Genomic DNA, 12,873 nt, shown 5'->3' with positions numbered 1-12,873 from the left:
CCGGGTCGATCACCCGGCGGGAAGGAGACGGAGATGACCCACCACGTGACGAGCGTGGCCGGAGACCGGGTCGGGTTCGACCGCGACGGCGAGGGACCCGCGGTGGTGTTCGTCGCGGGGGCGGGCCCGTTCCGGGCCGTCGACCCGGTGACGACCGAGACGGCCGCGCGCTGCGCGCAGCAAGGCCTCACGGCAGTCGTCTACGACCGGCTCGGGCGGGGCGACAGCCCGGCCGACGGCGTGCTCGACCTCGATCGCGAGCTGTCCGCCCTGCACGCCGTGATCGACGCGGCCGGTGCCCCGGCGGTGCTGGTCGGTCACTCCTCAGGCGCTGCGCTGGCCCTGTGCGCCGCGGACGCGGAGCTGCCGGTGTCCGGACTCGTGCTGTGGGAGGCACCGCTCGCGCGGTCCGCGGAGGACACGGTCGCGTGGATCACCGAGTTCGAGCAACGGCTCGACGCCGAGGACTACGTCGGCGCCCTCGAGCAGTACATGAAGGACATGCCGGCCGAGTGGCTGGAGGGGCTGCGTGCCTCGCCGGACTTCGAGCAGATCGCCCGCACCTCGATCAGCCAGCGTGCGGACGGTCAGGCGCTGGTGCGTGCCACCGACCTCATCGAGGCCGACCTGCTGCGTGAGCTGGCGGTACCCGTCCTGGCGACCTACGGCACGAGCACCTTCGACGAGATGCCTGTCGCAGCGCGACGCATCGCCGGTGCCGTGACCCGCGGCACCGAGCGGGAGGTCGCCGGCGCCGATCACACCTGGGACGTCGGCGCGATGGCCGACCAGATCGTGCGGTTCGTGCGCGACGAGACCTGAGCGCCCGCGAGCGGGCCGTCGGCCCCGGGACGCACCGGGGCCGACGATCCCGGTCGGTCAGCGACCGTGCTCGCCGGCCGGCTCGCCGTCGAGGCCGCCGTCCGCCGTCGGCTCCTCGTCGTGGTCGGCTTCCCGGCGGCCGACGGCGTCCCGGGCGTGCGAGTCCTCCTCGGCGGGCTCGACGTCGTCTCCCGACAGCCACCGCAACCACGCGTTGCGCGGGTCGCCCTCCAGCAGCAGCGCCCGCACGAGCAGCGTCAGCGGGATGGAGAGGATCGCGCCGAGCGGGCCGATGACGAAGGTCCAGAAGACGACCGAGACGAAGCTGAGCGTCAGCGACAGCGACACGGCGTCCGAGACGAACTTCGGCTGGACGAACACCTGCAGCACCACGTTGACCACGCAGTAGACCGCGACCACCGCCAGCGCGAGCTGCCAGCCGCCGACGACGAAGGCCATGATGGCGGGCGGCACCAGGCCGAGGATGAACCCGATGTTCGGCACGAAGTTGGTGACGAACGCCAGGATCGCCCAGATGGCGGCGCCGGGGACGTTGAGGAGCCACAGCGCGACGCCGTCCACGACCGCCACGACGGCGCCGAAGGACGCGTTGACGACGTAGTACCGCCGCACCCCGCTGCTGAACCGGGTGGCGCGGTCGATCGCCCCCGCCCGCGAGACGCCGAAGTGCTGCGACGCCGTGGAGTAGCGACCGGTGTCGGCCGCCATGAACACGGCGTAGGCCAGGACGAAGAAGAACGCCGTGCCGATGCCCAGCGCGACCGAGCTGACGCCGCCCGCGAGCGCCAGGATGTTGGACGGCTGGAACCACCCCGTGACGGCCTCGGCGATCTGGGTGTCGAGCCCCGCGGCGGCGAGCTGCCCCTGGATCTGCGCCACGGACTCGCTGAGCTGGGGGAGGAACTCCCGTACCAGCGCCGCGAACCGGAACCCGGACCAGACGAGCATGCCCACCAGGGCCGCCAGGATGAGGTAGGCGACCAGGATGACGGTCGTGGTGGCCAGCCAGCTCGGCCATCCCCGCGCCAGCAGCGGGAACCGGACCGGGTGGCAGATGATCACGATGACAGCCGCCAGGAACAGCGGTGCCAGCACCTCGGCCGCCGCGGCCATGCCCGCGAGCACCAGCACGCCGCAGGCCAGGGCGAGCAGGGTGCGCGCCGCCGGGGACAGCCCGGTCGTCCCGGGGGTCGGTGGGTGCGGATCGTGCGGGGGACGGGTGCTGCTGGCCGGGGTCGCGGGTGTCGACGTCACGGGGCGACCCTAGCGGCGTGGGACGGCACTTCGCCCGTCAAGTCGCGGCCCGCGTGGTTATGCTGCGGTCAGAGGCTGCCCGACGACACAGGGACGGTGCGCGGTGCGTGGTGACGTGGTGCGGTACGACGCGGTCAAGGGATACGCCTTCGTCGCGGCGGACGAGCTCGACGAGGACGTGTTCCTCCACGTGAACGACCTCGACTTCGACAAGTCGCTCCTGGCGGTCGGCACGGTCGTGGATTTCACCCACGAGATGGGCGAGCGGGGGCCGCGCGCGCTGAGCGCCTCGCTGATCTCCTCCCCGGTGGCCGAGGCGGTGCAGGCGGCGATGGGCGGCGGCCCGTCGCGCGAGCACGCCGCGCCGCCGTCGTCCGCGCCGGAGGGGCACCACGACGGCTACGCGGACGTGCTCTCGGCCGCCGAGCTGCGCACCGAGGTCACCGAGAAGCTGCTCGCGGCGGTCGGGGACCTCACCGCACGCCAGGTGCTGGCGGTGCGCACCGCCGTCGAGCAGGTCGCCCGGCGGCACGGCTGGCTGGACGCCTGACGACGAGGGTCAGATCCACTTCTTCCAGCGGAAGACGGCGAACAGGCTGACGGAGACGCCGACCATGAGCACGAGCGCCACCGGGTAGCCCCAGGCCCAGTGCAGCTCGGGCATCACGTCGAAGTTCATGCCGTAGACCGTGCCGACGAGGGTCGGGGCGAACAGGATGGCCGCCCAGCCGGAGATCTTCTTGACCTCCTCGCCCTGCTTGATGGACACCTCGGTCAGGTGCGTCATCTCCTCGTTCTGCCGCTGGGCCACGAGGGTGGCGTTCACCGTGAGGATGTCGCGCAGCGCGACACGGTAGGTCTCCACGGACTCGGCGACCTCGATGAGGTGGTCGGCGACGTCGCGCAGGTAGGCCTGGAGCTCGGAGTCGACGCCGTACTTCTCGGCGCCCTTGGCCAGGGACAGGCAGACGTTCTGCAGCGGGCGGACCGCGCGCTGGAAGTCGACGACCTCGCGGGACAGCTCGTAGATGCGCCGCGAGACGTGGGCGTCGCCGGAGAAGACCTCGCCCTCGATCTGGTCGATGTCGTAGTCCAGGCCGGAGACGACGGGTGCGTAGTCGTCCACGACGCGGTCCATGATCGCGTACAGCGCGGCCTCGGGGCCGCGGGCGAGCATCTGCGGCGTCGACTCCAGCCGCGCGCGCACGGCGCTGAGGTCGGGGGAGTCCCCGTGCCGCACCGAGACCACGAAGTCGGGGCCGACGAACAGGTGGAGCTCGGAGAACTCCACCTCCTCGATCGAGTCCAGGTAGCGCGCGGCGTGCAGCACGACGAACAGCGTCTCGCCGTAGCGCTCGATCTTGGGGCGCTGGTGCGCCTGGATCGCGTCCTCGATCGCCAGCGGGTGCAGGTCGAACTCGCGGGCCAGTGCGGCGAGCTCGTGCTCGTCCGGGCGCTCGAGGCCGATCCACGCCATGCCGCCCGGGGTGGAGCGCAGGGCACGGAAGGCGTCGGCGAGCCGCGTGAAGCTCGCGCTGCGGTGGCCCTCGTCGTCGTAGACGGCGGCGGCCACCATCGCCGAGCGCGGGCGGATCGGGGTGGGGGGCGTCGGCTCGTTCTCCGGGTATCCCGGCGCCTGCTGCGTGCCGGGTCGACGCGGGCGCAGCGCGCCCAGCATCTGGCGGGTACGGACCGAACGGTTGGAGCTGAAGGCCATGAGGGGACTCCCAGGCGTGCAGGAACGGTGGTCTGCGTGCTGGATCCCGCGACTGACGACGAGTTCGTCCTGGCGGAGGTGCTCGGGGACAGCGGCATCACCCGCCCGACGCTGGGCAGGTCGTGTGGAGCCGGGTCAGTCGCGGCTCGGACTACTGGGAGGCTCGCTGCGGGTCATGCGCGGTACCTCCTTCGACGTCGGGCGGCGTTCCGGCCGCCGGCTGCTGGCCGGGGTCAGTCTACTCCGGCGCTGATCACGGCGCCCGGGAGCCGGGTCGTGGCCTGCGTCACCGACTCAGCGGCGCGGGTCGCAGACCGTGATGCCCGCCGTGCTGCGCTCGCGCATCCGCGGCAGCAGGTCGGCCGCCGCCGCGAGGTCCACGACGCCGTCGAGGAGGTCCTGCGGACGCAGCGTCCCGTCGCCGACGAGCCCCATCATCGCCGGGTAGTCGGCCGCGGACATGCCGTGCGAGCCCAGCACGTCCAGCTCGAGCGCGATGACCCGGTCCATCGCCACCGGCGGGCGGCCCTCGACGGCGGGCAGCAGGCCGACCTGCACGTGCCGGCCCCGGCGACGCAGCGCACCGATCGCCGTCGCGCAGGTGTCCGGCGAGCCGACGGCGTCGAGCGCGACGTGCGTGCCGCCGTCGGACAGGTCGTGGATCGCGGTGGTGACGTCGGTGCCGTCGGTGCCGTCGGTCAGGAGGGTGTGCTCGGCCCCGGCGCGTCGAGCGGCCTCCAGCGCGGCGGGGTCGCGGTCGACGGCGATCACCCGGGCCCCGCGGGCGGCCGCGACCATGACGGCGCTCAGGCCGACGCCGCCGGCCCCGACGACGGTGACCTGCTCGCCGGCGCGCACGCGGGCGCGGTGCGCCACGGCGCGGAACGCGGTGGCGAAGCGGCAGCCGAGGGCTGCCGCGGTGGCGTCGGTGACGTCGTCGGGCACCGCGACGAGGTTGGTGTCCGCCGCGTGCAGGGCCACGAGCTCGGCCCAGGAGCCGTGGTGGGTGAACCCGGGCTGGGTCTGGTCGGGGCAGACCTGGGCGTCGCCCGCCCGGCACCACGCGCAGCGTCCGCAGCCGCAGACGAACGGCGTGGTGACGCGGTCGCCGACCCTCCACCGCCGCACGCCGGCGCCGACGGCGGCGACCGTGCCGGCCAGCTCGTGACCCGGCACGTGCGGAAACGTGGTGATGTCGCCGTCGTGGCCGGCCCAGCCGTGCCAGTCGCTCAGGCACAGCCCCGTGGCGTGCACGCGCACCACCACGCCGCCGTCGGGCGCGACGGGCTCGGGCAGCTCACGGACGGTGACGGGACCGCCGAAGGCGTCGTAGGCGACGGCGCGCATCTCAGACCTCCTCGGCGATCTGGCGGATCCGGGCGACGGCAGGCATGCCGCGATGATCGCACGCCGGGTCCGACGCCGGTGCGCGACCGGATCTCAGCGTGCGGCGGCCGCCGCGGGTGCCGGGGCGGGGCGCGCCGCCACGGCGCCGTGGCCCGCGACGTCGACGCCCGCGCGCACGACGCGGGCTGCGCCGTCGGACACCTCGACGGTCGAGACGGAGGCGTTCGGCAGCGCGGTGAGCCCGGACGGGTCGACGGTCCACAGGTAGGCGGCGAGCGTCAGCCCGTGCCCGACGACGAGGACGTGCGCCGCGTTCGGCGCATCCGCTCCGTGCGAGGCACCCGCGGGCGCCGTCGCGTGCTCGGCGACGATGCGGCCGAACGCGCCGCGCACCCGGCCCATGAAGTCGGCGCCGGACTCCCCGCCGCCGACCCCCGGGTGGGAGCCCGCGAGCATCGCGGGGACGAGCTCCGCCCATGGCACCTCGGCGTCGAGGATGTGCTCGGGCCGCCGTTCGAAGCTGCCGAACGACAGCTCGCGCAGGCCCTCGTCGATGCGCAGCCGCTGGTCGGGGTGGTGCTTGAGGATCTCCGTGGCCGTCTGGACCGCCCGGCCCTGCGGGGAGGAGTAGACGGCGTCGAACGACTGGTCGGCCAGGTGCTGGGCCGTGACCCGGACACCGGCACGGCCCGTCCGCGTCAGCGGCGAGTCGCAGGCGCCCTGCAGGTGGCGGCGGGCGTTGAGGGTCGTCTGCCCGTGGCGGACGAGCGTGAGGGTGAGGGTCATCGTCGAGGTGACCTTTCGTCGCGTGTGTCTCGCCACGACCCTAGACCCGGTGGGTGGACTCCGGGTGACCTCGCGGTGCACGGCGGGGGGCCGCCGGGCGTCGGTGCGGCGCCTCCGGCCCGCGGCGCCTCCGGCCCGCGGCGCTTCCGGCCCGCGGCGCCTCCGGGGCGCACCCGCGCGGGTGCGCCCCGGAGGACCGGTGCGGGGATCAGAGCTCCGCGACCTCGCCGGCGCCGACGGCCGCGACCTGGTCGGCGTCCAGCGCCCCTAGGTAGACCTGGAGGTCGTCGACCGCGCCCCGGTACGGGGCGTCCCACCAGTTGACGCCGAGGGCGAAGACGCCGTCGGCGGTGGTGAACACGTCGGGGAAGTCGGACCCGGTGTGCACGACCTCGCCGTCCAGGTAGATCGTGACCTCCCCGGCGGCGACCGTGTAGGCCACGTGCGACCACTCGCCGAGCGGCAGCCGGGTGCCCAGGTCGCCGTCGTAGTACGGGTCGGTCCCGGACCACAGCAGCGAGTTGCCCTCGCCCCAGCCCGCCTGCGGCAGGAGGCTGGTCCAGCTGGTGGTGTCGCGGGCCCCGAAGAAAGCGGTCGTGAACGGCGTCCGGGCCTCCGGTGCGAGCCACAGGCTCACCGAGTAGTCGTGCCCGGTGATCAGCCCGTCGGGCAGGCGCACCCCGCTGCTGCCGTCGAGCACGAGGCCCTGGCCGTGCGCCCCGTCGGTGTAGGAGACCTGGCCGCCGGTGGTGTCGACGCGGGTGCCGGTGACGGTGCCGGTCGCGGCGTCGCCGGTGGAGGCCAGGTCGCCGTCGAACGCGTACCGGGCGACGAGCCCGGGTTCCGGCTCGGCCGGCACCGTGACCGCGAAGGTCGTCGTGGCGGTGACGTCCCCGCTGGTGACCTCGGCGGTCAGCGTGACGGTCGCGTCGCCGTCGTCCGCGCCGGGCCGGGTGACCTCTCCGGTCGGGGCCACGACGTCCGGGGCGCTCGACGTCCATGCGACGGTGGCGCCGTGCGTGCCGGTGGTCGGCAGCTCCAGGTCCGCCACGACGGCGTCCGCGGTGGGCAGGTCGAGGTCCGCCACGACGGCGTCGACGATCTCCTGGTCGGTCATCGGCTCCAGCGCGCTGCCCCACAGGGGGACGCCCTGGTCACCGACCACGCTGAAGGTGGTGATCCAGCGCTGACCGGTGGGGTCCCACTCGCGCGAGACCACGCCGTCGTACTCCGCGCCGTCGACCCGCAGGTGCAGGCGGTTCTGGTCGGACAGGCGCCAGCGGCCGTCGACGGTGCCGGAGACGGAGCCGTCCTGGTGGAGGGTGACGGTGGTCGCCTCGCGGATCTCGGGGGTGATCGCCTTGTCGTGCACGACGAACCGGTAGTCGCCGACCACCTGCTTGCGCAGGAACGACGTCGCGTCGTGGCCGCCGGCGTACCGGTAGGGCGCGACGACGGGCCAGCCGTCGGCGTTCATCCGCATCTCGCGCACCCGCACCTGGTGCCGCTCGCCCTGCTGCGGGAAGCGGCTGTGGAAGATCAGCAGCATCTGGCCGGTCTCCGGGTCGCGGTGGACGGTGTTGTGCCCGGGGGAGACCCGGCCGTCACCGATGCCCTCGCCCGGGTCGCCGACCTCGCGCTGGAACAGGTAGTTGCCCATGAGCTTGGTGCCGGCGCCCTCGATGGAGGCGTCGTCGAAGATCGGCAGGTCGGGGTCCGAGCGGACCTCGGACATCGGGTCGCCGGCCGCGTCCTCGTACGGCCCGTCGGGGCTGGTCGAGCGCATGACGCGCATGTTGTAGCCCTCGTCGGCGGTCAGCCCGCCGAAGGACGTGAAGAGGTAGTAGTACTCGGTGTCGGGGTCGTACATCATCGCCGGCCCCTCGATGCGGCTGTGGTTGCCGCCGACGAGGTGCGTGCCGTAGCCCTGGCCGGGCTCGGGCAGGCCGGTCTCCTCGTCCATGGCGAGGATGAAGATGCCGCCGGAGAAGGACCCGTAGACCATCCAGAGGTCGCCCTCGGCGTCGTAGAAGGTGTCGGGGTCCACGGCGTTGGGGTGGACGTGCGCGTCGTAGGTGGTGCCGTCCTCGGCGGGGCCCTCGCCCTCCCGGTGCCCGGAGCGCAGGATGATGCCGAGGTCCTCGTACGGGCCGTCGACGTCGTCGGCCACGGCGACCCCGAGCGCGCTGCGGGGCGAGCTGCCCTCGCAGGCGTTGTAGTACATGTAGTAGCGGCCGTCGGACTCCAGGCGGTGGACGTCCGCGGCCCAGAGCGTGTCGGTCTCGGCCCACTCGAAGGTCTCGGCGAGCTCGGTGGTGACGTCCTCGAACAACGGGTTGTCCGGCGTGACGTGGTTCGCCGTCTGCTCCCACTGCACGAAGTCGTCGGTCTTCGCGGCCGCGAGGTGCGAGCCGAAGACCCAGTGCTCCCCGGCCTCGGTCGTGACCAGGGAGGGGTCGTGCACCTCGACGTCGGTGAAGGTGGGCGGCGCCGGGTCCGGCGGCGTGCGGGGGTCGGCCCCCGCGGCGGCGGCCGTGAGCGGCAGCGCGAGCGAGGCGGCGGTGACGGTGGCGATGCGGCGTGACCATCGGATGGTCATGTGCGGCTCCTCGGTGTTCGTCGTCGAACGGTGCGGCCCCACGGTGGGGCCGCGCACTTGTACATCGATGTAATCCTGAATCCTACATCGTTGTACCCCGAGGTCCAAGACCGTGAGCGGGTGCCGGCCGGGCCCCCACGGCGGGCACCCGAGACGTGTCCGATCCGCCCCGGGGTGCAGACGATGTCCCCGGGCGTGGTTAGGGTGCCAGGACCGGCACGTCGACCTGGAGTCGCCATGAGCATGGACAGCGGACCGCGCTACTACGACCTGGACGGCATGCCCGTCTCCGAGGCGCGGTGGGCGGTCATGTGGCACACGGAGGACCGGTGCGTCGCGCAGACGCTCGTCGGGGCCGACTACGTCGTCGAGGCGCGCTGGGTCGGGACCGACCGCGAGGACCGCCGGCCCGGACCGCCGCACATCTACCGGGTCAGCGTCCATCCCCTCGGATACGTGCTGCCCGCCGACGCCGACGACGACACCCCCGCCACGCTGCTGCTCACCGACGAGACCGTGGTCGAGGAGTCCTTCGCCGACCGGTCTGCCGCCGTGGCCCGCCACGACCAGCTCGTGGCCTCGCTGCGGCACCGGCTCGCCGCGGCGTCCTACCTCACCAGCGGGTGCGTCCCGCTGCGCGACCTGCTCACCGAGCCGCTCACCCCGGCCTGAGCCGCTCAGCGCACCCGCACGGACAGGCAGGTGACGCAGCCCTCGAGCTTCTCGAACTCCGTCACCGGGGTGGTGACGACCTCCAGGCCGCGGTCCCGCAGCAGCTCGGCCGTGCGCGGGGCGCTCGCGGACAGCAGCACCGTGCCCTCGTCGAGGACGACGACGGCGTTCCCCTCGGCCTCGGGGACCGGCACGAACCGCTCGAACAGCTCGGGCGCCTCGACCAGCGGCTCGTGGCCGATCACGGTGCCGTCCGGCAACGCCGTGACGGCGCTCTTGAGGTGCAGCGCCCGGGTGACCGGCACCGGCACGACCTGCCACCCGCGCGGCTCCAGGAGCGTGCGGAGCTGGGCCACGCCGTCGTCGTCGGTGCGGCTGGAGCGGCCCACGTAGACCGTGCGGCCGACCTTGAGGACGTCGCCGCCCTCCAGGGTTGCGGGTGCCTCGATCGCGGCGACCTCCAGGCCGAGGGACTCGACGACGGGGCGCATGCCGGCGACCTCGCCCCGGCGGGACTCCGCGCCCGGGCGGGTGAGCACGGCGAGGTCGTCGAAGACCACGACGGCGTCCTCGACGAAGACGCCGTCCGGGTGCTCGTCCGCGGCGGGCAGCACGACGAGCTGCCAGCCGCGGTCGGCGTACCGCCTCGTGTAGTCCTGCCACTGTCGGCGGGCCAGGTCGGCGTCGACCGGGACGCGGTCGAGGTGGGTCAGCTCGCCCTCGGCGAGGCGGGGCGAGGGCGGGCGGACGAGCAGGGTGCCGGGCATGAGGTGACCGTACCGTCGCCGCGCCCGCGAGGTGACCCTCGCGGGCGCGGCGAGTCCGGTCAGGGTGCGCCGACCTCGACGGTCAGCGTCGCCGGCTCCGACGCCGTCGGTCGTGCACCGGTCTGACCTTCCACGAGGACGCGGTAGTCCCCGGCGAACGGGGGTGCGGCGACGACGGTGAGCTCCGCCGTCGTCTTCCCGTCCAGGTCGGTCCACTCGTCGTCGACGAGACGCTGCCACTGGTAGCCCGTGGCAACGACCGTGTCGGCGGTGAAGGTGGCCTGCCGGCCCGGCCGTGCGGTCACGTCGGACGGCTGACCGGTGACGACGGCCGCCACCGGCGTCTCGCCCGCGGTGTACCGCGTGAAGTTGTACTCCCGCGGGGACTGCGGACGCTGCTCGCCGGTGACCTTGGCGTCCAGGTCGCAGGGTCCGTTGGCCTCGATCTCGAGCCACTCGCCCTGGACGTACTCGACGACCTCCTCCTTGTCGTCGCCGCAGATGTCCACGTGCCACAGGCGCGCGTCGTCCAGCTCGGTGACGAACTCGCCGTCGCCGGAGTAGATGCCCGTGGGCTCGCCGCACCCGCGGTTCCAGACCATGATCTGGTCGGTGCCGTCGCCGGTCCAGTTGTGGATCGGCTCGGGGATCGTGCCGTAGCAGCCGCGGGTCTGCCGCTCCTCGGCCCAGACCGTCTCGCCCTGGGCGTCGATCATGAACAGCCCGTCCAGGCCGTTGGAGGACCGGTTGATGCGGTCCAGGCCGAACGTCTCCAGCCCCGGCAGGTCGGTGCGGTACTCGCCGACCATGATGTTCTGGGACTCGACGGTGTCGTCGTTGACCCAGATCGTCTCGCCGGTGTCCCAGCGGTGGGCCGACGTCGAGGCGCCGCCGAGCAGCACGTCCGCGGTGCCGTCGGAGTCGATGTCCGCCACCCAGATGGTGTCGGCGTGGTCGGGCAGGTCGGCGCTCCACAGCAGGTTGCCGTCGGCGTCGACCATGTCGTAGCCGATCATGATCTCGTCACGGCCGTCGCCGTCGAAGTCGTAGGGCCACGGGTAGTGCCCCGTGTTGCCCTCGTGCTCCCAGATCACGGTGCCGTCGGACTCCAGCAGCCACGCCTTCGAGTAGCGGTTCTTGACGAGGATCTCGTCCGGGTGGCCCTCGCCGTCGGCGTCGACGAACACGATGGCGTCGTGCGCCTCCGGCGTCGGCAGGGCGAAGTCTCGCACGTGCTCGCCGGTGGCGCCGTCGAACACGTAGAAGCGGCCCTCGGCCTCGGTGTCCCCGTCGGGGTACATCACGGCCACGACCTCCAGGTCACCGTCGCCGTCGGTGTCGACGACCTGGGCGGGGATGTCCTGGCTGTTGTTGCGCCCGTCCGGGTCCACCTCGCCGATCTGCCAGAGCTGCTCGCCCGTGGCGGTGAACGCGGTCATGGAGGCGACCATCGGGCCGGTGTACAGCGCGCCGGCGTTGATGTGGTGCGGCTGGACCATGATGATCTCGGGCCGACCGTCGCCGGTCAGGTCGCCGAACCACGGACGGGCGCCGTCGCCGGCGACGCTGGTGTCGATCTCGGCGACCGTGTTCGTGCCGATCATCTGCTCCAGCGTGGTGTTCTCCGAGGGGTCGGAGATGCCGCCCGCGCCGACCGCCCGGACCTGGTAGGTCCAGGTGAAGCAGCACTCGGTGCCGTAGCCGACGTCCAGGGCGCTCGCGGTGTCCTCCGTGCGCTCCAGGAGCTGCCAGGAGTGGGCGACGTGGTCGGTGCGGTAGACGTCGTAGGCGACGGCGCCGTCGACGGCGTCCCAGCGCAGGGTCGAGGTGGTGGCGTCCTCCTCGCCCTCGACGCGCAGGTTCGTCGGGGCCGACGGCGGATCCTGCTCCTCGTCCGCCGCCTCGATCTCCAGCGGCTGCGACGGGCCGGACTCGGTGCCCGCCGCGTTGGTCTGGGTGACGGTGTACGTGAGGGTGTCGCCCAGGCGGATCGCGTCGTCCGCGTCCGTGAGGGCGGCCTCCGTGGCGGTGCCGACCTGCTCAGCGTCGCCGCCGTTGGTGCTCCGGTAGACGGTGTAGGACGCGGCGTCTGCCGGGGCGTCCCAGGTGAGGTCGACCTCGACCGCGGTGCCGTCGACCTCGACGTCCGAGACCAGGTTGGTCGGCGGGAGCTGGGAGGAGACGGTGACGCCGTTGAGCCGGCCGTCGCGGGCGACGTCCAGGTCGAGGCGACCGTCGGTGACCTCGACGGCCTGGGCCCACGTGGCGTACTCCGAGGCGCCCGCCTCGAGCGTGCCCTGGTCCTCGCCCTCGACCGTGAGCTCGGTGTAGTTGCCGGCGATGTGGTCGCCGCTGGTGACGGTCACCCAGTAGGTGCCGTCCGGGACGTCGGTAGAGAAGGTCGTGGTGCCGACCGTGAAGTCGCGGCGCAGGTCGTCGGGTGCCCCGCGGTCGCGGACGGCGACCTGCCGCGAGAGGCCGTAGCCCGCGCCGTCGTCGTACAAGGTGGTGTGTGCGACGCGGGTGTAGCCGTCGGCCACGGGCGAGCTGGTGGAGCCGAAGTCGAAACGCTGGTCGACGGCGGTGGTCGGGTCGGAGGTGTCCGCCGCGGCGCCGGTGGCGAGCGGGAGCGGGGCGAGGGCGACCGCGGCGGCGGCCGCGATCGCGATCGTGGGGCGGGGTGATCGGTGGGGGTGTGTGCGGCGTGTGGGTGACAACGTCGTCCTCCATCGGTGTCCTGACGTGCTGCCGGGCCACCGTCGGCCCGGCGTGCGACGACCTCGGTGTCGTCGCACGGCGACGGTAAATCGATTCAAGGTCGCCTCTGGAAACCGTATACCAGTAGGGCCGAGGGTGCGAGGTTTCGGATGGTCCCGACCCCGGGTCGT

The 12,873-nt window shown here is 73.2% G+C and carries 10 protein-coding genes; 3 read left to right on the top strand and 7 right to left on the bottom strand.

Annotated elements, in window-relative coordinates; translation table 11 throughout:
• The first annotated feature begins 33 nt into the window (after positions 1–33).
• Positions 34–822 carry an alpha/beta fold hydrolase gene (locus V5O49_RS07740; protein ID WP_332901705.1) on the top strand — a complete coding sequence of 263 codons (789 nt, stop codon included), beginning with the start codon at positions 34–36 and terminating at the stop codon, positions 820–822.
• Between the two features lie 57 nt (positions 823–879).
• On the opposite strand, the gene V5O49_RS07735 is transcribed toward V5O49_RS07740, so the two are convergent.
• Entirely contained in the window at positions 880–2,097 is a 1,218-nt protein-coding gene (locus tag V5O49_RS07735) for an AI-2E family transporter (RefSeq protein WP_332901704.1), read from the bottom strand.
• Between the two features lie 103 nt (positions 2,098–2,200).
• Between V5O49_RS07735 and V5O49_RS07730 the strand changes: the two genes are divergently transcribed.
• Positions 2,201–2,647, top strand: a complete 447-nt coding sequence (locus tag V5O49_RS07730; protein WP_278236996.1) for a cold-shock protein — start codon at positions 2,201–2,203, stop codon at positions 2,645–2,647.
• A gap of 9 nt (positions 2,648–2,656) precedes the next feature.
• Here V5O49_RS07730 and V5O49_RS07725 read toward each other — a convergent pair whose 3' ends face one another.
• The 4 genes from V5O49_RS07725 to V5O49_RS07710 all read right to left on the bottom strand — a co-directional run bounded on the left by V5O49_RS07725 (position 2,657) and on the right by V5O49_RS07710 (position 8,546).
• Positions 2,657–3,814, bottom strand: coding sequence for a magnesium and cobalt transport protein CorA (locus V5O49_RS07725; protein WP_332901703.1), 1,158 nt, complete (start codon positions 3,812–3,814; stop codon positions 2,657–2,659).
• A gap of 294 nt (positions 3,815–4,108) precedes the next feature.
• Positions 4,109–5,161 (bottom strand): alcohol dehydrogenase catalytic domain-containing protein, encoded by a 1,053-nt coding sequence (locus tag V5O49_RS07720; protein ID WP_332901702.1) that lies wholly within the window; start codon positions 5,159–5,161, stop codon positions 4,109–4,111.
• Between the two features lie 93 nt (positions 5,162–5,254).
• Positions 5,255–5,947 (bottom strand): histidine phosphatase family protein, encoded by a 693-nt coding sequence (locus tag V5O49_RS07715; protein ID WP_332901701.1) that lies wholly within the window; start codon positions 5,945–5,947, stop codon positions 5,255–5,257.
• 208 nt (positions 5,948–6,155) lie between these two features.
• Complete coding sequence (locus V5O49_RS07710) at positions 6,156–8,546, bottom strand: family 43 glycosylhydrolase (protein WP_332901700.1); 2,391 nt, start codon at positions 8,544–8,546, stop codon at positions 6,156–6,158.
• Positions 8,547–8,783: 237 nt separating this feature from the next.
• Between V5O49_RS07710 and V5O49_RS07705 the strand changes: the two genes are divergently transcribed.
• Positions 8,784–9,218, top strand: coding sequence for a hypothetical protein (locus V5O49_RS07705; protein ID WP_332901699.1), 435 nt, complete (start codon positions 8,784–8,786; stop codon positions 9,216–9,218).
• Positions 9,219–9,223: 5 nt separating this feature from the next.
• Here V5O49_RS07705 and ddaH read toward each other — a convergent pair whose 3' ends face one another.
• Both ddaH and V5O49_RS07695 read right to left on the bottom strand, forming a co-directional pair.
• The gene (gene ddaH, locus V5O49_RS07700) at positions 9,224–9,985 is read right to left on the bottom strand and encodes a dimethylargininase (protein WP_332901698.1); all 762 of its coding nucleotides are present in this window, start codon (positions 9,983–9,985) and stop codon (positions 9,224–9,226) included.
• Positions 9,986–10,044: 59 nt separating this feature from the next.
• A complete protein-coding gene (locus V5O49_RS07695) occupies positions 10,045–12,702 on the bottom strand; it encodes an FG-GAP-like repeat-containing protein (RefSeq protein ID WP_332901697.1) in 2,658 nt (885 codons plus the stop codon).
• Positions 12,703–12,873 lie beyond the last annotated feature (171 nt).

The sequence above is a fragment of the Isoptericola haloaureus genome, from assembly GCF_036689775.1.
Lineage (GTDB): Bacteria > Actinomycetota > Actinomycetes > Actinomycetales > Cellulomonadaceae > Isoptericola > Isoptericola haloaureus.
This window is presented reverse-complemented; position numbering and strand designations above follow the sequence as displayed.